The 25,633-nt window shown below is 56.5% G+C and carries 24 protein-coding genes; 18 read left to right on the top strand and 6 right to left on the bottom strand.

All coding sequences use genetic code 11. From position 1 onward, the window contains the following. Window positions 1-2: 2 nt before the first annotated feature. The 17 genes from L991_RS07290 (at window position 3) to rfaE1 (ending at window position 16,000) form a co-directional block, all read left to right on the top strand. Window positions 3-1,331 (top strand): chitinase N-terminal domain-containing protein, encoded by a 1,329-nt coding sequence (locus L991_RS07290; RefSeq protein WP_047393707.1) that lies wholly within the window; start codon window positions 3-5, stop codon window positions 1,329-1,331. Between the two features lie 27 nt (window positions 1,332-1,358). Next, a complete protein-coding gene (locus L991_RS07285) occupies window positions 1,359-1,790 on the top strand; it encodes a gamma-glutamylcyclotransferase (RefSeq protein WP_052190707.1) in 432 nt (143 codons plus the stop codon). A gap of 81 nt (window positions 1,791-1,871) precedes the next feature. Beyond that, on the top strand, window positions 1,872-2,627 hold the full coding sequence (gene rlmB, locus L991_RS07280; protein WP_047394160.1) for a 23S rRNA (guanosine(2251)-2'-O)-methyltransferase RlmB: 756 nt from the start codon (window positions 1,872-1,874) through the stop codon (window positions 2,625-2,627). A gap of 194 nt (window positions 2,628-2,821) precedes the next feature. Next, window positions 2,822-4,156, top strand: a complete 1,335-nt coding sequence (locus L991_RS07275; RefSeq protein ID WP_052190706.1) for a DUF3422 family protein — start codon at window positions 2,822-2,824, stop codon at window positions 4,154-4,156. 114 nt (window positions 4,157-4,270) lie between these two features. Next, a complete protein-coding gene (gene pgsA, locus L991_RS07270) occupies window positions 4,271-4,837 on the top strand; it encodes a CDP-diacylglycerol--glycerol-3-phosphate 3-phosphatidyltransferase (RefSeq protein WP_047394155.1) in 567 nt (188 codons plus the stop codon). A 62-nt stretch (window positions 4,838-4,899) separates the two neighbouring features. After that, on the top strand, window positions 4,900-6,066 hold the full coding sequence (locus tag L991_RS07265; protein ID WP_047393706.1) for an MFS transporter: 1,167 nt from the start codon (window positions 4,900-4,902) through the stop codon (window positions 6,064-6,066). A gap of 162 nt (window positions 6,067-6,228) precedes the next feature. After that, window positions 6,229-7,233, top strand: coding sequence for a 3-deoxy-7-phosphoheptulonate synthase (aroF, locus tag L991_RS07260; protein ID WP_231550505.1), 1,005 nt, complete (start codon window positions 6,229-6,231; stop codon window positions 7,231-7,233). Between the two features lie 10 nt (window positions 7,234-7,243). Further along, window positions 7,244-7,912, top strand: coding sequence for an META and DUF4377 domain-containing protein (locus L991_RS16490; RefSeq protein ID WP_052190705.1), 669 nt, complete (start codon window positions 7,244-7,246; stop codon window positions 7,910-7,912). Beyond that, entirely contained in the window at window positions 7,909-8,778 is an 870-nt protein-coding gene (locus tag L991_RS07250) for a prephenate dehydrogenase/arogenate dehydrogenase family protein (protein ID WP_047393703.1), read from the top strand. Before L991_RS16490 ends, L991_RS07250 begins: the two co-directional genes overlap by 4 nt. 27 nt (window positions 8,779-8,805) lie before the next feature. Then, window positions 8,806-9,795, top strand: a complete 990-nt coding sequence (gene mgrA / locus L991_RS07245) for an L-glyceraldehyde 3-phosphate reductase (RefSeq protein WP_047393702.1) — start codon at window positions 8,806-8,808, stop codon at window positions 9,793-9,795. Between the two features lie 106 nt (window positions 9,796-9,901). Beyond that, a complete protein-coding gene (gene cmk / locus L991_RS07240; RefSeq protein ID WP_047393701.1) occupies window positions 9,902-10,558 on the top strand; it encodes a (d)CMP kinase in 657 nt (218 codons plus the stop codon). Window positions 10,559-10,737: 179 nt separating this feature from the next. Next, window positions 10,738-12,426: a 30S ribosomal protein S1 gene (gene rpsA / locus L991_RS07235; RefSeq protein ID WP_231550504.1), complete on the top strand. Its 1,689-nt coding sequence runs from the start codon at window positions 10,738-10,740 to the stop codon at window positions 12,424-12,426. Window positions 12,427-12,451: 25 nt separating this feature from the next. After that, the gene (locus L991_RS07230; RefSeq protein WP_028449033.1) at window positions 12,452-12,736 is read left to right on the top strand and encodes an integration host factor subunit beta; all 285 of its coding nucleotides are present in this window, start codon (window positions 12,452-12,454) and stop codon (window positions 12,734-12,736) included. Between the two features lie 114 nt (window positions 12,737-12,850). After that, window positions 12,851-13,153, top strand: a complete 303-nt coding sequence (locus tag L991_RS07225; protein WP_047393700.1) for a lipopolysaccharide assembly LapA domain-containing protein — start codon at window positions 12,851-12,853, stop codon at window positions 13,151-13,153. A 3-nt stretch (window positions 13,154-13,156) separates the two neighbouring features. Next, the gene (gene lapB, locus L991_RS07220; RefSeq protein ID WP_197053836.1) at window positions 13,157-14,332 is read left to right on the top strand and encodes a lipopolysaccharide assembly protein LapB; all 1,176 of its coding nucleotides are present in this window, start codon (window positions 13,157-13,159) and stop codon (window positions 14,330-14,332) included. A gap of 41 nt (window positions 14,333-14,373) precedes the next feature. After that, window positions 14,374-15,072, top strand: coding sequence for an orotidine-5'-phosphate decarboxylase (pyrF, locus tag L991_RS07215; RefSeq protein WP_047393699.1), 699 nt, complete (start codon window positions 14,374-14,376; stop codon window positions 15,070-15,072). A 4-nt stretch (window positions 15,073-15,076) separates the two neighbouring features. Further along, the gene (rfaE1, locus tag L991_RS07210; protein WP_052190704.1) at window positions 15,077-16,000 is read left to right on the top strand and encodes a D-glycero-beta-D-manno-heptose-7-phosphate kinase; all 924 of its coding nucleotides are present in this window, start codon (window positions 15,077-15,079) and stop codon (window positions 15,998-16,000) included. Window positions 16,001-16,063: 63 nt separating this feature from the next. On the opposite strand, the gene L991_RS07205 is transcribed toward rfaE1, so the two are convergent. The 6 genes from L991_RS07205 to flgA all read right to left on the bottom strand — a co-directional run bounded on the left by L991_RS07205 (window position 16,064) and on the right by flgA (window position 24,040). Further along, window positions 16,064-17,836, bottom strand: coding sequence for a GGDEF domain-containing protein (locus L991_RS07205; RefSeq protein ID WP_047393697.1), 1,773 nt, complete (start codon window positions 17,834-17,836; stop codon window positions 16,064-16,066). A gap of 105 nt (window positions 17,837-17,941) precedes the next feature. Further along, window positions 17,942-18,862, bottom strand: a complete 921-nt coding sequence (gene ispH / locus L991_RS07200; RefSeq protein ID WP_028449038.1) for a 4-hydroxy-3-methylbut-2-enyl diphosphate reductase — start codon at window positions 18,860-18,862, stop codon at window positions 17,942-17,944. After that, window positions 18,859-19,350, bottom strand: coding sequence for a signal peptidase II (gene lspA / locus L991_RS07195; RefSeq protein ID WP_047393696.1), 492 nt, complete (start codon window positions 19,348-19,350; stop codon window positions 18,859-18,861). The genes ispH and lspA overlap by 4 nt, the downstream gene beginning before the upstream one ends. Continuing rightward, window positions 19,343-22,228, bottom strand: a complete 2,886-nt coding sequence (ileS, locus tag L991_RS07190; protein WP_047393695.1) for an isoleucine--tRNA ligase — start codon at window positions 22,226-22,228, stop codon at window positions 19,343-19,345. The genes lspA and ileS overlap by 8 nt, the downstream gene beginning before the upstream one ends. A gap of 30 nt (window positions 22,229-22,258) precedes the next feature. Next, complete coding sequence (locus L991_RS07185; RefSeq protein ID WP_047393693.1) at window positions 22,259-23,185, bottom strand: bifunctional riboflavin kinase/FAD synthetase; 927 nt, start codon at window positions 23,183-23,185, stop codon at window positions 22,259-22,261. Between the two features lie 156 nt (window positions 23,186-23,341). Next, entirely contained in the window at window positions 23,342-24,040 is a 699-nt protein-coding gene (gene flgA / locus L991_RS07180) for a flagellar basal body P-ring formation chaperone FlgA (protein ID WP_052190703.1), read from the bottom strand. On the opposite strand from flgA, the gene rmuC reads away from it, so the two are divergent. Further along, the gene (gene rmuC, locus L991_RS07175; protein ID WP_231550503.1) at window positions 24,039-25,592 is read left to right on the top strand and encodes a DNA recombination protein RmuC; all 1,554 of its coding nucleotides are present in this window, start codon (window positions 24,039-24,041) and stop codon (window positions 25,590-25,592) included. The genes flgA and rmuC overlap by 2 nt on opposite strands. Window positions 25,593-25,633: the final 41 nt, after the last annotated feature.

Below are 25,633 nucleotides of genomic sequence, written 5' to 3'. Positions count from 1 at the left end.
GCATGGCTCCGCGTTTTGCCCTTCTTGTTCGTGCTACTGGCTGGCTGTTGGCTGGCGCCTTCTCGGCCGCGGCCCACGCCGGATTTTTATTGCCCAGTAGCGAAGCGGCCAAACGCGATCAGCTAGCCTGCCAGCCCACCGCCGTGCTGGGCGTGCTTGAGTGTGAGCAGCTGAGTGCGCCGCCGCCGCCCGTGCGCAATGATCCGAGCATTTATGCGCCCGAGTTTGTGGCCAATAGCGGCCCCAGCATTCCCGAGCAACAAGTCGAAGCGCCGATGCTGCCGGTGCTGGATGCCTTGCCGGCACGGCTCAAAAACGGGCCGCTCACCATCGCCTGGGATATCTGGTTTGGTACGGCCGGGCAGTGGTGGGAAGTATGGGATAACGACGTGCTGCGCTATCGCGGCCGTGATTTTAGCCGCCGCACGCGCGACAACGCCCCGCCGGTGCAAGGTGAGCGCGTGCAAGTCACTGAGCTGGCCGAGGCGCGGCTGGAGTCGGTGCAAAGCGGCGTTTTTCAACTGGCTAAACTCACCCCGGGTGAGCATCAATTTCGCATCAGACTCTGCAACGGCACGCTCGAGGCGCCGCTATGCACCGAAGTGCGCGCCGCGACTTGGGTGGAGGCGGGTGAAGAGCCCGGCGCCGTGGCCGAAGCCGGCCCGCCCGATGCGCCAGCCTTGGCGTGGATTCCGCAAATCACCACCGATGGCGTGGTGACGGTGGCGTGGAATTTATGGTGGGGGAATCCCGGTACCCATTGGGAAGTGCTGAACGGCAGCAAGGTGGTGTATCGCTCGGATAAATTCACCGAAAACAATGATCGCAGCCAAGCCGGGCAAGTGAATCTACCGCTGGCCAATGGCGTACACGAATTATCGGTGCGCCTGTGCCGGCGCACACTGTGTACAGGCTCGGAGAAAATTCGCGTCGAGGCCATGCTCGGGCCCGAGCTTCTCCCTGCCAAGCCGGTGCTGGCGCTGTTTACCCCGGATGATCCTGACTTGGGTGATGGCTTATTGCCGACGCAGGTTTTATTAAGCTGGAAAACCGAGCAACCCGGCGTGGCGCCGGATCGCTGGTTGCTGATTGATCAAACGACCCGCGAAGTACTGTACAGCCAGGCGCTAAAAACGGATTGCGGCAATGGCGTATGGTGCGGCAGCTGGCAAGGCGTGCCGGCCAGCCGCCCGGCCAGCTGGCGAGTGAAGCTCTGTCAGGCCAAGCGCTGCGTGGATTCGGACGTGCTGCAAGTGCCCGCGGTGGGCGAAGAAAGTGGCCCAGCGGTGGTGGAGCCGCTAGGCAAACCCACGGCTGCACAGGCACAATAGCGCTCCATCATTTCAGGCTATGTCAGCATGATTGAGTCGCGCGCCTCTGCCGCCCCAGCCCCGGATTCGGCCACGCCTAGCGCCGAGCAGTATTTGTTTGTCTATGGCACGCTCAAAGCGGGTTTTGCCAATCACCATTATCTGGCGCAGGCTAGGTATATTGCGCCAGCCTGCACCGAGCATGAGTTTGCGCTGTATACCCTTGATTATCCCTTTCTAGCCAAAAGCCCGGCGCTATACCGTGTGCAGGGTGAATTGTATGCCCTGGATGCGGCCACGCTGGCGCACGTCGATCAGTTAGAAGAACACCCTAGCGATTATTGCCGTGAGCTGAGCCCGATCATCACGGCTGCGGGCGAGCGGATCTGGGCGTGGGTGTATTTTCATCCGGCGCCGCAAGGGCGCTTGTTGCCGCGCGGCGATTATCAGGCTGATCTGGCCACGCTCTCAGGTCGCTAGCGCGCGGCCTAAGTCGCAATCTTGCAGCGCAGCGGGGCAAAAAGCCGTAAAATCCCGCCTTTGAATGGGGAATTGCGCCAAATGCAAAAAAAAATGATCCACGGTTTTCATGCCGTTACCGCGCGTTTGCGCCGTTTTCCGGATAGTGTGCTCGAGCTCTATGTCAGCAACGAGCGCAGCGATCCACGGATGAAAGACCTGCTGCGTCTGGCCAAAGAAGCCGATCAGAAAATCACCCCGATGACCGCCGAGCGTATGGATGGCCTGGCCGGCAATGTGCGCCATCAGGGCGTGGCGGCGCTGATTGATAGCGATAAGAGCTATCTGTCGATTGAAGATGTGCTCGATGATCTGGATGAGCCGGCCTTTTTGCTGATTCTGGATGGCATTACCGATCCGCATAATCTGGGTGCATGCCTGCGGGTGGCAGATGCCATGGGCGTGCATGCGGTGATTGCTCCCAAAGACAAATGTGTGGGCATTACCGCTACCGTCTCGAAAGTGGCGTGTGGCGCGGCCGAAGTGGTGCCCTATGTGATGGTGACCAATCTGGCGCGCACTATTCGCGATTTGAAAGAGCGCGGTATCTGGATCGTAGGTACTGCCGCCGATGGCCAGACTGATCTGTATAACTACGATCAAACCGGCGCGATTGCCTGGGTCTTGGGCAACGAAGGCGAGGGCATGCGCCGCCTGACACGCGAGCTGTGCGATTCGCTGGTGTCGATTCCGATGTTTGGTACGGTAGAAAGCCTGAATGTGTCGGTGGCCACGGGCATGGTGCTGTCCGAAAGCCGTCGTCAGCGTTTGGCTGCGAGCAAAGCCGCTAGCGCCTAAAGCAGGCGCAGTGCTGGTGCGCGCGCCGCGCGGGCTGATCCGCACTGGTGCAGAGCGTGAATTATGTAAGGGGTATTGCTGCTAGGGTCTTATTTTATAAGGCGCTGGTGGCAATACCCCTTGCTTCGTTATGTGGCATGGCTTTTGCATTGCTCTATGGGTAAAGATCGCCGCCCAACGGTGAGGAGACCCACATGCCCCACGACGCCAACACCGAGACCGCCGCTGTCGAATTTAGCTTGCGCCTGCATGAGCATCCGCTGCGCCGGCAGGTGGCCAGCGAAACACATACCTTGGCTTATCCCGCGCTGCAGATTCCCGGCCAGGTGAGCCATCTGGCGTATGCCAATCAGCATCTGAGCCTTGCCAATGAGTTGTGGCTATTACAGCGGCTTTGTCGCCATTTTGGCGTGGCGGGGCCGGCGGGCGAAGTCGCTGCGTTCAGTACGCAGTTGGGCGAGTTGCAACTGTTTTGGCAGCGCCACGCCGAACATTCCATGCTGAGCATCAGCGCGCCGCTAGATTCGGCGAGCCCGCCTTTTGCCCAGCCGGCCTTGGCGGGCTTGCCGGCCGAATGGCTGGATTTATTGCCCGGGCAAGTCTTGGTGGCGATCCATGCCTTGGTGTTGCCAGCGGCTGCGCTGCCGCAGGCGGTGCCAGAGCTTGCGGCGCATTTCTTTACCGGCCATGAGCTAGTGGGTGGTGAGGTGGGGGATGGCGCCGGTTGGCTGTTTGGTGATTACCAGCCCGATCACAATGGCTTTTTGCGCTTTGTGCTCGCCGATCGGCGTATGGGGCGGCGGCAGGCTGGGCGGATGTTGCAGCGGCTGTTTGATATCGAAAGCGCGCGGGCGCTGGCCCAGCTGGCGCCACCGATCGCCCAGCAAATTGCCCCTGAGCTCGCCGCGGCCGATCTGGAGCTGGCCGAGCTCATCAGTAGCTTGCAGGATTTGAGCGCGCACAATGAATGGCCGCTGCTGCAGCGGCTGACGCGCCTGTCGGCACAGGTGGAAAGCGCGCTATCGCGCACCGACCACCGCTTTGCCGCCTCGGCGGATTACTACACGCAGGTGCGTGAACGGCTGCTAGAGCTACGCGAAACCCGGGTGCAAGGGGTGCAACCCTTGAGTCAATTCCTGACTCGCCGACTGGCGCCCAAGTTGCAGCATTGTGCGGTGGTGGCGCAGCGCCAGCGCACCTTGGCTCAGCGCGTGAGTCGCGCCACGGCCTTGCTGCGCACGCGGGTTGAGGTCGGGCTAGAGCAGCAAAATCAGCATTTATTGAGCGGCATGGCCGAACGCGCGCGGCTGCAGTTACGTTTGCAGGAAACCGTGGAAGGCTTGTCGATTGCGGCGATCAGCTACTACTTATGTGGGCTGCTGGGCTATGGGCTGAAGGGGCTCAAAGCCATGGGCGTGCCAGTGGCGGTGGAGCTGGTGCAAGGTCTGAGTTTGCCGCTGTTGGTGGCGGTGCTGTTTGCTGTGCTGCGGCGGGTGCGGCGTAAGCTGGGCGAGCAGCCGGCCGCTTAGGGCAAGCGGTGGGCGCGGAAAACAGTTACAATCTCGGCCATTCTCATGCGGGTGGGCTTAGTTCGCCTGCATGGCCGTGATAGCTGGCCACCGGCCTACCGACGACCTCAGACTATGCCTTTGAATTTGCCGATTTTGCTAACCTGGTTGCGCGTGGCGCTGATTCCGGTGTTTGTGGGTGTGTTTTATCTGCCACATACCGATTATCCGGTGGCCTGGCAAAATATGGTCGGCACGGGCCTCTTTGCGCTGGCCGCCATCACCGACTGGTTTGATGGCTTTCTGGCCCGGCGCTGGAATCAGACCAGCCAGTTTGGCGCCTTTCTCGATCCAGTCGCTGATAAATTGATGGTGGCAGCGGCGCTGATTTTGCTGGTGGAGATCGATCGCGCGCCATCGTGGCTGGCGGTGATTATCATCGGTCGCGAAATCACTATTTCGGCCCTGCGCGAATGGATGGCTCAGCTGGGTAAATCCAGGAGCGTGGCGGTGAATATGATCGGCAAGCTCAAAACCACCGCGCAGATGATTGCGATCTTGTTCCTGTTGTGGTGGGCGCCGCTGGTGCCGGGCGTGTCAACGCCACTGATTGGCAGCATTGCGCTCTATCTGGCCGGCATTCTGACCATCGTGTCGATGTTTTATTATCTGCGCGTTGCGGCCGAGCAGTTTAAATCGTGATGCAAGGGTATTACTACCCACGCCAATCTTAATCAGCTTGCTAGGCCTATACCTAGCTAGGTATGCAGAAAAAAACCGCCTTGCTGGCGATCGCCGGCTTTTATTTTTGCTATTTCGCCTTTAACGGTCTGTTTTCCCCTTACTGGGGCCTGTATCTGGCTGGGCTGGCTTTTCCGGCCTGGCAGATCGGCATTCTGACCAGCCTCACGCAAATCAACCGCATTTACGCGCCAGCCATCTGGGGCTATCTGGCCGATCGCAGTGGCCGCCGGCAAACCATTTTGCGCCTGGCTGGTATCGCGGCCCTGTTGTTTTTTATTCCGCTGACCTTTAGCACCAGTTTCTGGCCGCTGTTTCTGGCGGTTTTGCTCGCCAGCTTTTTCTGGAGCGCGGCTTTGCCGCTGGTGGAAGCCACGGCCATGAATCTGCTGCAGGGCGATTCGGGTGCGTATGCGCGCTTGCGCATCTGGGGCTCGGTGGGTTTTGTGGTGGCCACGCTGGTGGCGGGCTATTTGATCGAAGCGCTGGGCGTGGGCGTATTGCCATGGGCAGTGATCTCGGTGATGACGGCCCTGGCGCTCTATTGCTGGTGGGTGCCAGAAACCGGCGCGGCGGCAGCGCGCAGCACGGTACAAGCGGGCTTTGCCCAGATATTGCGCCAGCGCGAAGTTTTGGCGTTGCTGGGCGCCACCTTTCTGATGTCGCTGGCGCATGGCCCGTATTACAGCTTTTACTCGATTTATGCGGCCGAGCAGGGCTATAGCAAGAGCTTGATTGGCTGGTTTTGGACCATCGGGGTGGTGGCTGAAATCGCGGTGTTCTGGCTGATGCCGCAGCTGACGCAGCGGTTTCGCTATCGCAGTCTCTTATTGTTCGGGCTGGCCGTCGGGGTGCTGCGCTTTGCGCTGATTGGCTGGTTGCCTGCGACCTTGGTAGTGGTGATCGTGGCCCAGCTGGGGCATGCCTTTACCTTTGGCAGCAATCACGCGGTGAATATGTGGTATATCCATCGTTACTTTGCCGGTCGACATCAGGCCAAGGGGCAGGCATTGTATATTGCGATGTCTTTTGGCTTGGGTGGCAGTTTAGGCGGTATCCTGGCCGGGCTAGTCTGGCCGCTGTGGGGCGGGGCGTGGGTGTTTACCGCTTCGGCGCTGGTGTGTGCGGCCGGCTGGGCGCTGGCCCGCTGGGGTGTGCCGCCGGATGAGGTTGTGCGAGCCGCCCCCTAAGCAAACTGGCCGCGCTGTTGGGTATGGCGGTGCGAACCGCTGGCAGTGATTAATACCGACCGTATTGGCGGGTAAGGCTTGCCGGTGTTAGTCTGGCTGGCTATACCTCGGTGATTGCACCGGGTTTAACATGTTAAAAAGGGCGATACGATGATCATTGTGATGAAATTATCGGCCACCGATGCACAGGTGCAGGCGGTGGTGAATGAAATCCGCGCCCGTGGCCTGACCGAGCACGTATCGCGGGGCTCGGAGCTGGTTATTATTGGTGCGATGGGCGATGAAGACCTGCTGGATGCCTCGCGCTTTGAAATCCTGCCTGGGGTGGAGCGTGTGACCCGCATCATGAAGCAATACAAAATTGTCTCGCGTGATACGCACCCGGCCGGCTCGGTGATTTCGGTGCGCGGTATACCCCTGGGCGGCAAGCAGATTCAGGTCATCGCCGGCCCATGCTCGGTAGAAACCCAGCCGCAAATGGCCGATGCGGCCGCCATGGTGGCCGCCGCCGGTTGTCGCATGATGCGGGGTGGGGCCTTCAAGCCACGCACTAGCCCATATGCGTTTCAGGGCTTGGGGGTGCAGGGGCTGGATTATTTGCAAACCGCGGCGCGCGCGCACAATCTGCCCGTGGTTACCGAGCTGATGGATGTGCGTATGCTCGACACCTTTATGGAATACGACGTGGATGTCATCCAGATTGGCGCGCGCAACATGCAAAACTTTGACCTTCTCAAAGAAGTGGGCCGGGTCAATAAGCCGATTATTCTCAAGCGCGGTTTGTCTGCCACCATTAATGAATGGTTGATGGCGGCTGAATACATTGCCGCCGGTGGCAATCACAATATTATTTTCTGCGAGCGCGGTATTCGCACCTTTGAAACCGCTTATCGCAATGTTTTAGATGTAACGGCTATTCCGGTCCTGAAGCGGGAAACGCATTTGCCGGTGATCGTTGATCCAAGCCATGCCGGTGGTAAAGCGTGGATGGTGTCGGCACTGGCGCAGGCCGCCGTTGCGGCTGGCGCGGATGGCTTGCTGGTGGAAATGCACCCCAATCCACCCGAAGCCTGGTGCGATGCTGATCAGGCCCTCTCGGCCGAACAATTAACCAGTCTGATGGCCACTTTGCGCGCAATTGCCAGCGCACTGGGCCGCGAACTGTAGGAGAACCTTGATGCGTACGATTTCTTGTATTTTGGCAGCTGCACTGGCAACCCCGTTACTGAGCTATGCGGCAGAATCTAAGCCATTGTTGCTCAATGGTGAGTATGAACTGGTGTCTCTCAAACAAGCGGGCAAGGCCATCAAGCTGGATGCCAAGCAACGCCCTAGTTTGCAGGTGGGTGAAGATGGTCGTGTCAGTGGTTTTGCCGCTTGTAACCACTTTCATGGTGAGCTGCAAGCCAATCCGCTCAAAATCGGCCCGCTGGCTACCACGCGGATGATGTGCGCCCCAGTGCAAATGCAGGTTGAAACCGCCTATTTGCAGGTGCTGCAGGGCGCTGAGCAGTTGCAAATGCATAAAAAAGGCCAGGTTTTGCGAGTGAAAGACGGTCAGGGGGGCGAGTTGCGCCTGCAACGCACTCCTGCCGTACGCACCGCGGAGCTGTGGGTTGGCCCCGAAACTAAGCCGTGCTCGGCCGGGGTGATGAAAATGGATTGTTTGCAGGTGAAAACCAGCGCCACTGGCGAGTGGGAAAACTTTTATAACTCGATTGCCGGCTTTCAGCCGGAGGCGGGCAAAAGCTACCGCCTGAAAGTCAAAATCGAAAAAGTGGCCAATCCGCCGGCCGATGCCAGCAACTTGCGCTACAGCCTGATTAAGGTGCTGGAGCAGCAATGAAACTGCGCAAACTGGTCTTGCTGGGTACGGGCCTGATTGGCGGCTCGTTTGCGCTGGCTTTGAAGCGCGCCCGGCTGGTGGAAGAGGTGGTGGGCGTTGGGCGCAATGCGGCCAATCTGCAGCGGGCCATTGAGCTGCGGGTGATTGATCACGCCAGCCATGTCGCCGCGGAAGCGGTGCAAGGTGCCGATCTGGTCTTTCTGGGGACACCAGTGGGGCAGATGGGCGCGTTGTTGCAACAAATCGCCCCGCATTTGGCCCCCGATTGCATTGTGACCGATGGTGGCTCCACCAAGCAGGACGTTTGCACGCTGTATCGCCAGTATTTGCCACAGCAACTCAGCCGTTGCGTACCCGGGCACCCGATTGCGGGGTCCGATCTGTCCGGCGCTAGCGCCGCCACCTATGGCCTTTATGAAGGCCGACGGGTGGTGCTCACGCCGCTCGCCGAGACCGATGCTGCGGCTTTAGCGCTGGTGCGCCAGCTGTGGCAAGCCTGCGGGGCGCAAGTGTATGAGATGGATGCCGCCAGCCATGATGGCGTGTTTGCCGCGGTGAGCCATGTGCCGCATCTCTTGTCTTTTGCTTTTATGAATACGGTGCTTGATAAAGACACTGCGGCGCAGTGCCTTGATTTTGCCGGCACCGGCTTTCGTGATTTCACCCGCATTGCCGGCTCGCACCCGGATATGTGGCGCGATATTACCCTTGCGAATCAGCAGGCCATTTTGCAGGATTTACGCGCCAATGCCGCGCAGTTGCAGCAGCTGATTGGCTTGATCGAAGCGCAGCAAGCTGATGCGCTCACCGAATACATCAATCGGGCCAGTCAGGCGCGCAGCGCTTGGGGCAAAACCTTTCGCTAAGCGGCCACTGGCCGGTAGGAGATTTTTATGCGCTATGTCGCCGACCCACAGCGTTATACCCAGATGCCTTACCGTCGCTGCGGGCGCAGCGGGCTGAAACTGCCGGCCGTGTCGCTAGGGATGTGGCATAACTTCGGCGAAAATCGCCCTTATGCCAACAGCCGCGCCATGGTGCTCAAGGCCTTTGATCTGGGGATTACGCATTTTGATCTGGCGAATAACTACGGCCCCAAACCCGGTGCGGCGGAAGAAACCATGGGCCGGCTCTTGGCGACCGATCTGCACGGCTATCGCGATGAACTGATTATCAGTAGCAAAGCCGGCTGGGAAATGTGGCCCGGCCCTTATGGCGATCTGGGGAGTCGCAAATACTTGATTGCCAGTTGCGAGCAAAGTCTGCGCCGGATGGGGCTCGATTACGTCGATATTTTCTACTCGCATCGCCCTGATCCGGACACTCCGATAGAAGAAACCATGGGCGCGCTCGATAGTTTGGTGCGCCAAGGCAAAGCGCTGTACGTGGGCATTTCGTCCTATTCGGCGGAGCAAACTGCGGTGGCCGTGAAGGTACTCAAAGAATTGGGTACGCCTTGCCTGATTCACCAGCCTTCGTATTCGATGTTTGATCGCTGGATTGAGGGCGGCCTGACCAAGGTGCTGGCCGATGAGGGCGTAGGCTCGATTGCCTTTTGCCCTCTGGCGCAAGGTTTGCTCACCGATCGTTATCTGGCGGGTATTCCCGCAGATTCGCGGGCGGCAGATGCCCAGAATCATTTCTTAAGTACTGATAAGGTGGAGGTGCGCTTGCAGCAGATTCAGGCCTTGCATCTGCTGGCGCAGCAGCGCGGCCAGTCGCTAGCGCAAATGGCGCTGGCTTGGGCCTTGCAAACGGTGACTTCGGTGATTATTGGTGCTAGCCGGCCGGAACAGATTATTGAAAATGTTGGCGCCATCCACCATCTAGACTTTAGCGCTGACGAATTGCAGGCCATTGAAGCGATTCTAGCCAGCGCTTAATTCGCTTTAGATCAAAAGCATCCTGCAGCCCTTGCTGCAGGATGTTTGTTTTTTGGGCGGGCAACTGCTCGTTCTGACTGAGTTGTTTTGGAGAAGGAGTTGCAGTATGCCGCACATTCCCGTGATCGCCATTGATGGGCCTTCCGCCTCCGGCAAAGGCACCGTGGCCCAGCGCGTGGCCGATACCTTGGGTTTTCATTATCTGGATTCCGGTGCCATCTATCGCCTCACTGCGCTCGCTGCATTGCAGCAGGGGGTATTGTGGTCTGATGAAGATGCAGTAACGTCTGTGGCGCAATACCTGGATGTAGTATTTGATGGCGACCAGATTTTGCTGGCAGGCCAAAATGTTACCACCGCGATACGCAGCGAAGAAATTGGCTCGGGTGCTTCGCAAATCGCCGCCTTGCCCAAAGTGCGTATTGCTTTGCTGGCGCGCCAGCAAGCCTTTGCCAAGGCGCCGGGGCTGGTGGCCGATGGTCGCGATATGGGTTCCGTGGTCTTTCCCGATGCCAAGCTCAAAGTCTTTCTGACCGCATCAGCCGCTGCGCGGGCCGAGCGGCGCTTTAAGCAGCTTCAGGCACGCGGTGAGGCGGCTGATTTGGCGGTGATTACCGCTGATCTGGAAGCGCGCGATGCACGGGATCGTGCGCGCAGCGTAGCGCCGCTGGCGCAAACCGAAGGCGCCTTGCTGCTGGATACGACCGAGTTGACTGCGGATGCCGCAGTTGAGCAGGTGCTGGCTTGGTGGCAAGACCGCTAAGGGCTTGATCGCAAGAGAGAAAATCTGTAGAATGCGCGGATTCTGTGTAAATCCATTTTTACATGGACGCGCGTCCTGCCAGCGGACTGATTCTGCTGGCCTTTTTTATTAACTTAACCCGCCGTTCTTGCATTGTGTGACGCGCGCGCAAGCGACCGGCAAATGGAATTTTCCACATAATGACTACCGCTACTATGGACAGCTTTGCAGCCCTGTTTGAGGAAAGCCTCACCCGCCAAGAAATGCGCGCTGGTGAAGTGATTACCGCTGAGGTTGTAGCGATCGACAGCAACTTTGTCACTGTAAATGCTGGCCTGAAATCAGAATCTCTGATTCCGCTGGACGAATTCAAAAACGACAGCGGCGAAGTTGACGTTAAAGTTGGTGACTTCGTACCTGTTGCCATCGACAGCCTGGAAAACGGCTACGGTGAAACTAAGCTGTCTCGCGAAAAAGCGAAACGTCTGGCTTCTTGGATCGAGCTGGAAGACTGCCTGGAGCGCGGCGAGATCATGACCGGTGTTATTTCCGGCAAGGTCAAAGGTGGTTTGACTGTGATGGTAAATGGCCTGCGTGCCTTCCTGCCAGGTTCTCTGGTAGACATCCGTCCAGTGAAAGACACTACGCCTTACGAAGGTAAGCAAGTTGAATTCAAAGTGATCAAACTGGATCGCAAACGCAACAACGTGGTGGTATCACGTCGTGCGGTACTGGAAGACTCTCTGGGTGAAGAGCGTCAGAAACTGCTCGAGACCCTGAAAGAAGGCTCGATCGTTAAAGGTATCGTTAAAAACATTACTGACTACGGTGCGTTCGTTGATCTGGGCGGTATTGATGGTCTGTTGCACATCACTGACCTGGCATGGCGCCGTGTTAAACACCCATCTGAAGTTCTGTCAGTGGGTGATGAGCTGGAAGCTAAGGTTCTGAAGTTCGATCAAGACAAGAACCGTGTATCTCTGGGTCTGAAACAACTGGGCGAAGATCCATGGGTGGGTCTGTCACGTCGTTACCCATCAGGCACTCGTCTGTTCGGTAAAGTAACTAACCTGACCGACTACGGCGCGTTCGTTGAAATCGAACAAGGCATCGAAGGTCTGGTACACGTTTCTGAAATGGATTGGACTAACAAAAACGTTCACCCATCGAAAGTAGTAGCGCTGGGCGACGAAGTTGAAGTGATGATTCTGGATATCGACGAAGACAAACGTCGTATCAGCCTCGGCATGAAACAGTGCATGGCTAACCCATGGGACGATTTCGCTGCTAACTACAAGAAAGGCGACAAAATCAAAGGCGCGATCAAATCGATCACTGACTTTGGTGTGTTCGTGGGTCTGGCTGGTGGTATCGACGGTCTGGTTCACTTGTCTGACCTGTCTTGGAACGTGGCTGGTGAAGAAGCCGTGCGTAACTTCAAGAAAGGCGATGAAGTTGAAGCCATCGTTCTGTCTATCGATGTAGAGAAAGAGCGTATCAGCCTCGGCATCAAACAGATGGAAGGTGATCCATTCAACAACTTCATCTCTCAATTCGACAAAGGTGCCGTAGTTAAAGGCGCGGTTAAATCACTGGACGCGAAAGGCGCCGTAGTGACTCTGTCGGATGATGTTGAAGGCTACCTGCGTGCGACTGAAGTTTCACGTGATCGCGTAGAAGACATCCGCACCGTTCTGAAAGAAGGTGATGAAGTTGAAGCGATGATCATCAACGTGGATCGCAAAACTCGTTCGATCAACCTGTCAATCAAAGCTAAAGACAGCGCTGAGCAAAGCGAAGCAATGAGCAAACTGTCAACAGACGCTAACGCTGGTACCACTAGCTTGGGCGCGCTGCTGAAAGCTAAGCTGTCAGGTTCTGCTGAATAATCCTGCATAGGAATCGCAGTAGGATATGACCAAATCTGAACTCATCGCACGACTGGCCGAGCGCTATCCACAGCTGGTTGCCAAAGATGCAGAGTTGGCCGTGAAGACAATGCTCGATGCCATGGCCCGTAGCCTTTCGCAAGGCCAACGCATCGAGATTCGCGGTTTTGGTAGCTTCGACTTGAACTATCGCCCGCCACGGGTGGGGCGCAACCCAAAGTCAGGCACGAAAGTGGCTGTACCGGAAAAGTTTGTGCCGCACTTTAAAGCAGGCAAAGAGCTGAGAGAGCGGGTCGATTTCGAGCTGTAATCTGAGTGGCTTTACCCAAAGCGGCCTCTGCGGAGGCCGCTTTTTTATTGTGCTTGGTAAACCCAGTGCTAATTTAGGCTACAATGGAATGCAGATAACAAGGGGAGTATTACGATGCAATATCTGGGCTGGATCGTTAAATTTCTGATCTTTGTGTTGTTGTTTGGCTTTGCCATGCATAACGCTGTTCCCGTCGATCTGCATTTTTTCCTTGGTTATGTCTGGAATGCCCCTTTGGCCATGATTTTGTTAGTGTTTTTCGTGCTGGGCGTGGTGTTTGGCTTGCTGGCGAGTTTTAGCCAGGTATTTCGTCTGCGTCGCGAGCTGGTGAAATTGCGCAAAGAAAACAAACAACTCGCGCCGATTACTGCGCCACTCACTGACTCCCCCCTGATTCAACCAAAAGACGCGATCTAATCAATGATTGAAATCCAATTCTGGTGGCTGGTAATTTTGCCAGCCTTTTTTGGCTTGGGCTGGCTTGCCGCCCGGGTCGATATCAAACACGTTATTGCTCAAAGTAAATCGCTGCCGGCGGCTTATTTCAAAGGCCTGAATCACCTCTTATCGGGTGAAACCAATAAGGCCGTGGAGATTTATGTCGATATTGCCAAGCAGCATGAAGAAACCATTGAATTGCAATTCACGCTCGGGCATTTATTCCGGCGGCGTGGCGAATTGGAGCGTGCTATTCGCATGCACCAAAAATTGCTCGCCAGGCGTGATCTAAGTGACGTTCAGCAAGAAAAAGCCAAGCTTGAATTGGCGATCGACTTTATTAAGGCAGGGCTCTTTGATCGTGCTGAAAACTTGCTACATGAATTATCCGGAACCGGTGCGGCACGCGCCGCTTTAGTCGAGCTCTTGGCAATTTATCAGCAAGAACACGAATGGCTCAAAGCCATTGAGATTGCCCAGCAATTACGCGATGAAAGCCACAGCTATCAGCATGAAATTGCCCAATTTTATTGCGAATTGGCAGCATCGGCCTTGGTGCGTAAAGAGTTAGATACGGCGAATGGTTTTCTGGAGCAGGCTTTACAGATTCATCGCCAATGTGTGCGCTCGCGCCTGATGCGCGGCGAGATCTTGCTGGCCCAAGGCAGTGCGCAAGCAGCGTTGGATGAATGGTTGGCGATTGAAAACCAAGATCCACAATATTTAACTTTGGCTGCCAAGCAGGTCTTGCATGCTTACACCCAAATGGGGCAGGCGGCCGAGGGCGTGGCACTGCTGCGGCGCTATCTGGCGCGGTATCCGGAGCTGGATATTGTTGATCTCTTGTACGAGCAAATTATTGCCGCAGATGGCGTGGAGGCGGCGCACGACTTTGTGCGTGAACGCCTGCGTGAGACGCCAACGATGTCCGGGCTGCGCAAATTGCTGGAGGCTCATCTGCTGGTGGCGCCCGATGAGCAAAAGCCAGAAATCGAACTCATCGGCAAACTGCTGCACGACAACACCCGCGAACACACGATGTATTACTGCCATGAATGCGGCTTTAAAACCCGCCAATTCTTCTGGCATTGTCCCGGTTGTAATGGCTGGGAAACCTATGCGCCGATCCGCGGCAAACGCCGTACGGCTAATCATTGATTGCTCGCTCTGCTAATTCTAATTTCTGTTTGGTTTTAAATATGACGCTTGATCCTCGTATTGTGGTGGCACTGGATTATCCTAATGCCGCTGGTGCTTTGGCCTTTGCTGAGCGTGTAAACCCGCAACTGTGCCGTTTGAAAGTGGGTAAAGAGTTGTTTACTGCCGCTGGCCCACAGCTGGTGGAGCAATTGTCGGGCAAAGGCTTTGAAGTTTTTCTTGATCTAAAATTTCATGATATTCCGAATACTGTTGCGCAAGCCTGCAAAATGGCCGCTGATCTGGGTGTCTGGATGGTGAATGTGCACGCCAGTGGTGGCCGCAAAATGATGGAAACCACCCGCGAAACGCTGGATAAGCTCAGCCAACGGCCGCTACTGATTGCGGTTACCGTCTTAACAAGCATGGGAGCCGAAGACCTGCAAGAGCTTGGCTTGCACTGCAGCCCCGCCGAGCAGGTAGAGCGTCTGGCAAAATTGACCAAAAGCTGCGGTCTTGATGGCGTGGTGTGCTCTGCGCAGGAAGCCAGCTTATTAAAGGCTGCTTGCGGGCAAGATTTTAAATTGGTTACCCCGGGCATTCGCCCAGCCGATGCGGCCTTGGATGATCAAAACCGCGTGATGACGCCTGCCGCCGCGATTGTGGCTGGAGCGGATTATCTGGTGATTGGCCGTCCGATCACGCAAAGTGCCGACCCACTGGCGACGCTACAAGCCATTCAGGCATCTTTGCTGGGGTAAGCCAATGCAGTTAAAAGAGCAGGTAAAGCAGGCACGCGTATTGGTGGTCGGTGATGTGATGCTGGATCGCTACTGGTTTGGCGATGTCGAGCGGATTTCGCCTGAAGCCCCGGTGCCGGTTGCACGGATTACTAAAAGTGACGAGCGCGCCGGTGGTGCCGCGAATGTGGCACGAAATATCGTGGCGCTGGGTGGTCAGGCTAAGCTTTTGTCGGTGATTGGTGATGACGAGGCGGGCACAAGTCTGGAAAAACTCTTACAGCAGGCTGGGGTAGAAACGGGCCTGCACCGCGATGCCGAGATCTCCACCACCGTCAAATTGCGAGTGTTGTCACGTCAACAGCAATTACTACGCATCGATTTTGAAGACAAGCCCAGCCACGAAGTGCTGGCCGCGAAGCTCGATGATTTCAAAGCCTCGTTGCTGGATATTGATGTGGTGATTTTGTCCGATTATGGCAAAGGCAGCCTATCGCACGTACAGGCCATGATTCAGGCCGCCAATGAAGCAGGCAAACCGGTGCTGGTCGATCCGAAAGGGGATGAATACAGCATTTATGCAGGCGCTACTTTGCTCACTCCCAATCGTAGCGAATTCAAGCAAGTGGCGGGTAGTTGGCACGATGAGGCAGAACTTACCCGCAAAGCTCAAGCTCTGCGCGAGCAATTGCAGTTGCAGGCATTGCTGGTAACGCGCAGCGAAGAAGGGATGAGCCTCTTCAAAGCGGATCAAGTGGTACACAAACCCACCCAAGCCCGTGAGGTGTTTGATGTCTCAGGGGCGGGCGATACGGTCATTGCCACGCTGGGCTTAATGATGGCGGCGGGGCTGGATTTGCCAGAAGCGATGGATTGGTCGAATAAGGCGGCCGGCATCGTGGTGGCTAAGCTGGGTACTGCCGTAGCAAGCTCAGAAGAACTATTCTAGCGGGCTATACTAGGTAGGGGTATGCAAAAGGACGCCGTGGCGTCCTTTTTGTTTGTGGCTCGTTCAGCCTTGTTCCACCCGATTTTTGCCGTTTTTCTTTGCCCGATACATGGCTTCATCTGCACGCTTGAGGACCGCATCGCGCGCTTCGGTGGGCTCGGCCAAGGTAATGCCTGCGCTAAAGGTGATCAGTACTTTTTCGTTGTCATGCATGAAAAAGCGCTTGGTGAGCTCACGCTGCACCCGCTGCATAATCATGGTCCCCGCGGCCAAATTGGTGTCCGGCATGAGCACCACAAATTCTTCGCCACCATAGCGGGCGACGGTATCGGTGGGGCGCAGCAAATCTTTCACAACTGCCACTAAATGCTTGAGCGCCGCATCACCCGCGGCATGGCCCATGCCATCATTGAGTTTTTTGAAGTTATCAATATCCAGCAACGCCACGGCAAACTGGGTATGGCTGCGTAGGGCACGTGAAGTTTCGATCTGATAGGCGTCTTCTAGTCCGCGGCGATTGAGGGCGCCGGTAAGTTGGTCTTCGCGGACTTTATCACTTAGCGCGGTGAGCTCTTTTTCTAATTCAAGCACGCGGGAATGGGCGAGGTCAGCCTGTTTGCGCGCTTCACGCAGCTCATCACGCGAGCGCATTACATCCAGCTGCATGCTGCGAGTATCTTGCAGCAGATCTTCCATCACATGACGGATGGAGGTTAGATCGTTGGCAACGGTGATTTTCTCGGCATAGCCACTGATTTTCTCGTGATAGGTGTCGGTGCTTTCAGACATAAAGCTTAAGCGATCGATAAAGGTCGCCAGCATGTCTTTCAAGACCGATTGCGCTTCAACCAGGCTGTGCTTTACCTGACTTTGCTTATACAGCACTTCTTTGAGGCCGGCTTCGGCGTCGTATAGCACGCGCATATCCAGCGGTTGGGCCATGATGGTTTGCACCACGGCAATCTGACCGCGCACCCATTCATCGTCGACCACGATCTCGGCCATATTGTCGGTCAGCAGGCGTAATAGGCGCATCAGCCCATCGCAGAGTCGGTCTTCCTGATCGTTCTGCAGCTCAAGTTTGAGCCAGAATTTGCGCAAGCGCGGTAGCCATTTATCCATCTCGGCAGCATTGCTCACCGCACGGGCTTCACCCGCCATTGCTTGCGTTTCCTGCTGCAGATCTGGGTTGTGGCTAAGGCGCGCCTGTAGGCCGAGCTCTAATGCGGTAACCGTGGCATCGCGCCAGTCCTGCCAGTTAATGCCGCCATAGGCAGCCCCCTCGGCTGGTGTAGTGGATGCGGCGGGCACATTGCCCTCGCTAGCCTCGGCGCTGCTCAGCCCACTATCAATGCCAGTTTCGCCCCAGGCCGTAATCAGGCCGCTGAGCTTTTGATTGAGTTCGTTGCTGTCACTGCCAAAATTGATCAGCACTTTATCCAGTGCTTCACGCTTGCGGCTAGGGGGGTAGGCGGGGTTACGTAAATCCCACTGCAGGATCAGATCTTTGATCAGATCGGCCCAGTTGCGGGCCAGGTCGGCACTGCCGTGCTGCAGGTTATAGCAGCGGATAATCTGATCGAGTAATGGCTGCCACTCTTCGCGTTTAATAAGGCGTTTAAGTTGCTCAAGCTGGCGCTTGGCATCGGGATGCTCGCTACCATCCAGTGCCTGAATCAGCTCGCGCAGACCAGGATGAATCCGTTCTTCCTCGCTACTTTGCGCGATTTCGTGATAAATCGACTGATAATGATCCGGGCTGGGGACGATGCGGCGGAGCGCCAATTGCTTGAGCGTTTCGCGGGCAATATCGGTCGGGTTGGTCAGTTTTTCCATACGGGCGAACCAGAGGGCAGGTAGACGAAAGTATAGAGCAGCAAAGCGCTGCGCCCAATAAAAAACGCCACGTCAGTGACGTGGCGTTGGGCGGATAATTTATGCTTAAACCAAGCCTTTCGGGAGGGCAAAAATGACGTTTTCTTCCACGCCGGGCATGGTTTCGACCGTGGTGGCACCAAAGGCCTGAATCTGCTCGATCACGCGGCGGACTAATACATCCGGTGCCGAGGCGCCAGCCGTAATGCCGACACGACCTTGGCTGGCAAACCATTCGGCTTTGAGCTCGGTTTCGTTGTCGACCATATAGGCGGCGATACCAAGCCCCGCGCCAACTTCGCGCAGGCGATTGGAATTGGAGCTATTGGGCGAGCCCACCACGATCAGAATATCAATGTCTTTGGCCAGCTGTTTTACCGCATCTTGCCGGTTTTGGGTGGCGTAACAGATATCGTCTTTCTTCGGGCCGACAATCGCCGGGAAGCGTGCCCGCAAGGCATTGATTACTACTTGCGCGTCGTCCACCGAGAGTGTGGTCTGGGTGACGTAGGCCAGTTGCTCGGCATTGCGCACTTGCAGATTCAGCACATCTTGCTCGTCTTCCACCAGGTACATGCCACCTTCGCTTTGGCCCATCGTGCCTTCGACTTCTGGGTGGCCTTTGTGCCCGATCATTACGATTTCAAAGCCTTGCTCGCGCAGGCGTTTGACTTCGGAGTGCACCTTGGTCACCAGCGGGCAGGTCGCATCAAAAATCGTCAGCCCCCGTTCGGCGGCTTCCGCGCGTACGGCTTGTGATACGCCATGCGCGGAGAAAATCAGCGTGTTGCCGGCCGGCACATCGGCCAAATCTTCGATAAAAATCGCGCCTTTGGCTTTTAGATCTTCGATCACGAATTTATTGTGCACCACTTCATGGCGCACGTAGATCGGGGCGCCGTATTTTTCGAGCGCTTTTTCGACGATGGCAATCGCACGATCCACTCCGGCACAGAAGCCGCGTGGCTGGGCGAGGATGATGTTCATGCGGTTTTTTCCTTTTTAAAGCTGTCGATCACCAATAAAGCGGCGCCAACGCAAATGGCCGAATCGGCAATATTAAACGCGGGGTAAAACCAGCGTTGCTGATAGTGCAGCTGGATAAAGTCGATCACATGACCAAAGATCATCCGGTCGATCGCATTGCCGAGCGCACCACCCAGAATTAATGCCAGCGCGGTGGCATAGCGCGGCTCGTGCTGGTGTTTTTTCAGCAAAAACACAATCACTACCGACACCACTAGCGCGAGGCCCGTAAAAAAGTGCCGCTGCCAGCCACCGGCATCAGCCAGAAACGAAAAGGCCGCGCCCGGATTGTAGGCGAGGGTCAGGTTAAAGAAACCGGGAATGATTTCATGCACCTGATACAGCTCGAATACTGCCTCAATCCAGTGTTTGCTCACCTGATCGAGTAACAGCACCAGCGCGGCCAGCCCGAGAAAAGCGCTGAACCGCGGCGTGAACAGCTTAGGCATGCTCGCGCACCTCGCCTTGGCCGTGCAGATTGTCATCACAGCGCGCGCACAGCGTGGTGTGGCCAGCTACCGTAGATACGGTAGGGTGGTAATGCCAGCAACGCTCGCATTTCTCATAGCTTGAAGGCAATACCTCGATGGCAAACTCGCCAGCGGCGACGCTAGCCTGTGAAGTGATCAGTACAAATTTCAGCTCGCCACCCAGTGCTTGCAAGGCGGCCAGTGTGTCGCCTGCGGCCTTGATGCTGACTTCGGCTTGCAGGCTTGAGCCCAGCTGGCCGCTGGCGCGCAAGACTTCGATGTCTTTTTGCACTTGAGCGCGTACATCACGCACCAGCGCAAATTGCGCTGCGAGTTGGTCAGCATCGGCCACGCCCGGTACGGCATACCAGCGATCCAGGAAGACGCTTTCGGTCTCGGTGCCGTGCAGCACTTCCCATACCTCGTGCGCTGTGAACGATGTAATAGGCGCGAGCAGGCGTACCAGCGTTTCGGTGATATGCCACAGCACCGTCTGCGCCGAACGGCGGCCGAGGCTATCGGCACTCATGGTGTACAGACGATCTTTGATGATGTCCAGATAGAACGAGCCCAGCTCTTCCGAGGCGTAGCTGGTCATTTCCTGCACGGCGAGGTGGAATTCGTATTTGTCATACAAGCCCAGTACGGTCTGCTGGAAGTTGCCCAGCTGCGCAAGAGCGTAACGATCCAGTGTGGTCAGCTGCTCCACCGGTAGCAATTGGGCGGCCGAGAAATCAGACAGATTAGCCAGCAAGAAGCGCAGTGTATTGCGCAGACGGCGATAGCTGTCTGTGGTGCGCTTGAGGATCTCATCTGAAATCGACAGCTCGCCTGAGTAATCGGTGCTGGCCACCCACAGGCGCAGCATATCGGCGCCCATTTGGTTGATGACGGTTTGCGGCGCAATCACATTGCCCTTGGATTTGGACATTTTCATGCCCTTGCCATCAACTACAAAGCCGTGTGTCAGTAGCTGATCATACGGCGCGCGGCCTTCGGTGGCGCAACCTGTTTTCATTGATGACTGGAACCAGCCACGGTGTTGATCCGAGCCTTCCAGATACAGATTGGCTGGCCAAGGCAGGCCACGCGCTTTAAGCACCGCAAAATGCGTGGCACCAGAGTCAAACCACACATCCAGCGTGTCTTTGAGTTTGACGTAATCATTGGCTTCATCGCCCAAGAGCTCGCTGGCATCCAAGCTAAACCAGGCTTCAATGCCTTGCGCTTCGATGCGCTGGGCAACTTGTTCGAGCAATTCACCTGAACGTGGGTGCAGTTCGCCCGTTTCTTTGTGCACAAAGAAGGTCATCGGCACACCCCAGTTGCGCTGGCGGGAAATACACCAATCCGGGCTATTGCCGATCATGGCGGTGAGACGCGCGCGGCCCCAAGCCGGGAAAAACTCGGTGGCATCTACTGCCTGATTGGCTTTGCTGCGCAGCGAGACACCTTCGTGGCCTGGCTGATCCATAGAAATGAACCACTGGCTGGTGGCACGGAAGATAATCGGGGTTTTGTGGCGCCAGCAATGTGGGTAGCTGTGCAGCAGTTTTTCATTGGCAAACAGCGCATTGTTGCTTGCCAGGACTTCCAGCACCAAGGGGTTGGCTTTCCACACGGTGAGGCCAGCCAGCTCCACTTCACCATTCATGGCAGGGGTGCTGCTGATATAGCGGCCATCATTGCCGACCGGATTTTCAGTTGGCAGTTGGTATTTCAGGCCCACTTGATAGTCTTCTACCCCGTGCGCTGGCGCGGTGTGAACCAAGCCCGTACCGGCATCGGTGGTGACGTGTTCACCCAAGATGATCGGCACTTGGCGAGCAAAGAATGGATGTTGCAGTTGCAAGCCTTCCAGCGCCGCACCTTTGGCCTGGGCAATCACTTCGTTGGCATCAATGCCATAGCGTTTCAGCGCGGCTTCGGCCAGCTCGCGTGCCAGAATCAGCAGACCTTTTTCTGTGGCGATCAGATCGTAAGTCAGCTCAGCCGACAAACACACCGCCTGATTGGCGGGTAGGGTCCATGGTGTGGTTGTCCAGATGATAGCGTAAGCCGCTTGCTCGCCCACCTGCACGCCACCAAAGGCTTGCGACAAGGCCGCGGTATCCACTACACGGAAACCCACGTCGATGGCGGGGGAGGTTTTGTCTTCGTATTCCACCTCGGCTTCGGCAAGCGCCGAGCCACAGTCTACACACCAGTGCACGGGTTTTTGCCCGCGGCGCATGTAGCCGTTGGCATGGATTTTACCCAGCGTGCGCACGATTTCGGCCTCGGTGCCAAAATCCATGGTGCGGTATGGGTTTTCCCAGTCGCCCCATACGCCTAGACGGATAAAGTCGACTTTCTGACGTTCAATCTGTTTGGCGGCATAAGCGCGGCACAGCTCGCGGGTGAATGAAGCCGGCAGCTGGGTTTCTTTTTCATCCAGACCATGGGCTTTGCGGTATTCCACGATGCGGGCGTGGATGTCGGGGTTGTTTTTAACCGCGTCTTTATCGAATTTAACGATTTTTTCGATCTGGTGTTCGATCGGCAAGCCGTGACAATCCCAGCCCGGAATGTAGGGCGCATCAAAGCCTGACAGCGATTTGGCCTTGATGATCACGTCTTTCAGGATTTTATTTACGGCGTGTCCGATGTGGATGTCACCGTTGGCATACGGAGGGCCATCGTGCAGCATGAATGAGGGGCGATTTTCCGCTTTGGCTTTGGCGCGCAGCTTTTGATACAGCTGCTGGTCTTGCCATTGTTTCAAAAAGCCCGGCTCGCGTTTTGCCAGATCGCCCCGCATTGGGAAGGGGGTGTCCAGCAAATTAACCGGGTACTTATTGGCGGGCTTGTCACTCATGGCTGTCTCTTTCTTTCAATCATTCAAATATCAAACGGTGGTCTGCGCGGCAAACCAGTCTCGGGCTTGCTGGCAGTCAACGCCGATCTGGGCGATCAGCGTGTCAAAATCGGGGTATTTCTCTTCGTCGCGCAGCTTGTGCAGAAAATCAATGCGCAAATGCTGGCGATAAATATCACGGGCAAAATCAAATATATGTACTTCCAGCTTCGGCGTTGGATCACCACCGTGGATGGTGGGGCGAAAACCTAAACTCGCCACACCCTGATAGCTGCGCTCTAGACCGTGGATTTCAACCACGAATATACCAAGAAGCGGCGGGCGGTTGTGTTTGAGCTGGATATTGGCAGTGGGAAAACCGAACTGCCGCCCCAATTGCTCGCCACCCACTACACGGCCTGAAATCGCATACGGACGGCCTAGCAGTTTTTGCGCGAGCGCCATTTCGCCTTGGGCTAAGGTTTCCCGCACTGCAGTGGAGGAAATGCGGTTACTGCCTTCGGACTGGGTTGGCAGGCTTTCGCATTGCAGCTGCGGGTGGGCTTGCAGCAGTGCCAAATCGCCGGCGCGCTTGGCGCCAAAGCGAAAATCATCGCCAATTAACACTTGGCGGGCATTGATTTGCTTTACGATGATGTCATCACGAAATTGCTCGGCACTGAGCGCCGCAAAGGCGCGACTGAAGCGCTGCACAATCAGGTAATCGATACCACAGGCACGCAATAATTCGATTTTCTCGCGCAGGCTGGTGAGCCGAGCGGGCGCAGCTTGCGGAGTAAACAGCTCGCGCGGATGCGGCTCGAAGGTCATTACCACCGAGCAGAGCCCTTGCGCGCGGGCCAGCGCGCTTAAGCGCTGCAATACGGCCTGATGCCCCAGATGCAGGCCATCAAAATTGCCGATGGTGAGCGCCGAGGGGGGTAAGGGGCTGGTCGGGGTGCCGCGGATAACTTGCATGCCGTGCTAATAGCTTCGCTAATAAAGTGGGTGACACAGTAAAAAGACCCGGCAAAAGTCGGGTCTGGGTAGGGCAGATTCTACCTTGGATGGCGCGCTTTGTCAGATGGGCGTGTGGCCATGCTGGAGCGCGCTGGGTTGGTGGCGCGGGCGCGATTAGGGGTTAGACACCAAAACGCTGCCGTTCGATTGTGCTATGCCGGAGATAATATTATTACTCCCCACCCGTACCCGTACGATTGCGCCTTCTGCCGCGGCCCCCAGCGCTATACCCTCGTTATTGATTTCCAGCCCGTCTTCACGAAAGATCACTTTTACCCGCTGGTTTTGCTGGATCACCATCGCTGCGCGCAATTGCTCTTTCCGAATCGGCTGGCCGGCGGCAATGGCCGAATTCAAGGTACGGCCGATGGCTTGGCTCGCGTCCAGAATCACCGAGCCGGGCAAAGTGCCCAAATCGCCTTTTTGTAGCAGTACATCGGCTTCGCTCAGGGTTTGGTTGGCGGCAACCGGGCGGGCGGCGCTGACGTATTGCACCTGCAGGCTAATCTGCGCGGGCAGATTGATGCTCCAGCTGGCGCCCGCAACGCAACGCACCCGCAGCATGGTTTTGCCCATCAGCCGGTAGCCGCTCGGTAAGCCGATTTCGAGTTGCTGGCAGGCGGGGAGATTAAGTTTGCTATCTGGCTCGCTGAGGGTGTAGCTCGGTACGCCCGGGCTGTTGGCCAATGCTTCATCCAGCCAAGCGCTGGCCGCACGTTGCAAAGCGCCCAAATCCTGGCGCGTATTGGCCACAACCGGCTGGCAAAGACTCAGGGCGAGGGCGCTTAGCAGCGCAGAAGTGTATTTATGCATGCCGTCGATTATAGGCGCATGTGGCTGCATCGCCTACAATCGCGGTTTGGTTCTCTTTGCGGAAAAATACCCGATGTTGGAAGTGCTGTTTGGCGTTACCACGATTTTTGTTTTACTCGGTTGTGCGCTGGTGGTGGTGCGCATGCAGCAGCTGGTGACCCAGCAGCGCGAGGTACTCGATACCTTAACCCAAGATTTGGAAGCCAAGCATCGCGAAATGCTGGGCGATCTACATCAGGGCTATGCCAAGCAGAGCGAAGCACTGCAGTCGGGGCTAACCCAGCATGGTAGCTTGCTGCATGAAGCGGTCAACCGCAGTGGTGATCGCTTACGCGACACGATGAGCGAGTCATTTGATCGCCTGCGCGGTGCGGTGGGCGCGGAAATGAAAGACAGCCGCGAGGCGCTGGGTCGCCTGCAGGCGGCGCAAACTGATGCGCTCGCCACCTTGCGCCTCACGCTGGTGGCGAGCTTGAGCGAAAGCCGCGAGCAGATTAATAAACAGCTGGCCGAAATTGCGAGCGCATTGCAAAGCAAACAAGATGCGCTGCGCGAAGATATGCTGCTGAAACTCTCCACCATGCTGGCGGAGCAATCCAAACGCGAAATGGAGCAAATTGCGGCGGCGCTGGCCCAATCTGCGGCCACGCTCACGCAAAGTGTTGCGGAGCTGACCAAGGCCACCGATCAACGGTTGGGCGAGATCTCGGGCAAAGTCACCGAGCGGCTGGACGAAGGCTTTAAGAAAACCAACGAGACCTTTGCCAATGTGATGGCGCGCCTGGCGACGATTGATGAGGCGCAAAAGAAAATCGATGGCCTGACCACCAATGTGGTGAGCCTGCAGGAATTGCTGGGCGATAAACGCTCGCGCGGCGCTTTTGGTGAGGTGCAGCTGGAACACCTGGTGAGTAATGTCTTGCCGGCGCAAGTGTATGAGCTGCAAGCCGTGCTGCCAGGCGGGGTGCGCGCGGATTGCTTGCTCAAACTACCGGAGCCTACCGGCACAGTGGCGGTCGATTCCAAATTCCCGCTGGAAAACTATCACCGCATGTTTAATGGCGAGCTGGATAAAGTACAAGCGACGCGCCAGTTCAAGCTCGACGTGAAAAAACATATCGATGACATTGCCAGCAAATACATTATCCCGAATGTGACCGCCGATGGCGCGGTGATGTTTATACCGGCCGAGGCCGTGTTTGCCGAGATTCATGCCTACCACCCTGAGCTGGTGCAGCATGCGCTGGCCAAGCGAGTGTGGATTGTGTCGCCAACCACGCTGATGGCAGTGCTCAATACCGCCCGTGCCGTGATCAAAGACGTGGAAACCCGCAAGCAAGTGCACATCATCAAAGAAGCGCTGGGCAAGCTGGCGCAGGAATTCACCCGTTTTGATGATCGGATGAAGAAACTGGCCACTCATATCCGCCAGGCGCACGATGATGTGCAGCAGGTGAGCATCACCAGCGAGAAAATCTCCCGGCGCTTTACCGAAATCGAGCAGGTGCGGCTGGCTGGCGAGGGCGAATTGGCTTTGCCTGGCGCAGATTAAGCGTGCTGCATGGGGTATAGGTTGCGAATGATTGTGTTGTT

The organism is Chitinibacter sp. ZOR0017 (genome assembly GCF_000799095.1).
GTDB classification, from domain to species: Bacteria; Pseudomonadota; Gammaproteobacteria; order Burkholderiales; family Chitinibacteraceae; genus Chitinibacter; species Chitinibacter tainanensis.
The sequence above is the reverse complement of the archived record's forward strand: the minus strand, read 5'-3'. Positions and strand labels throughout refer to the sequence as shown.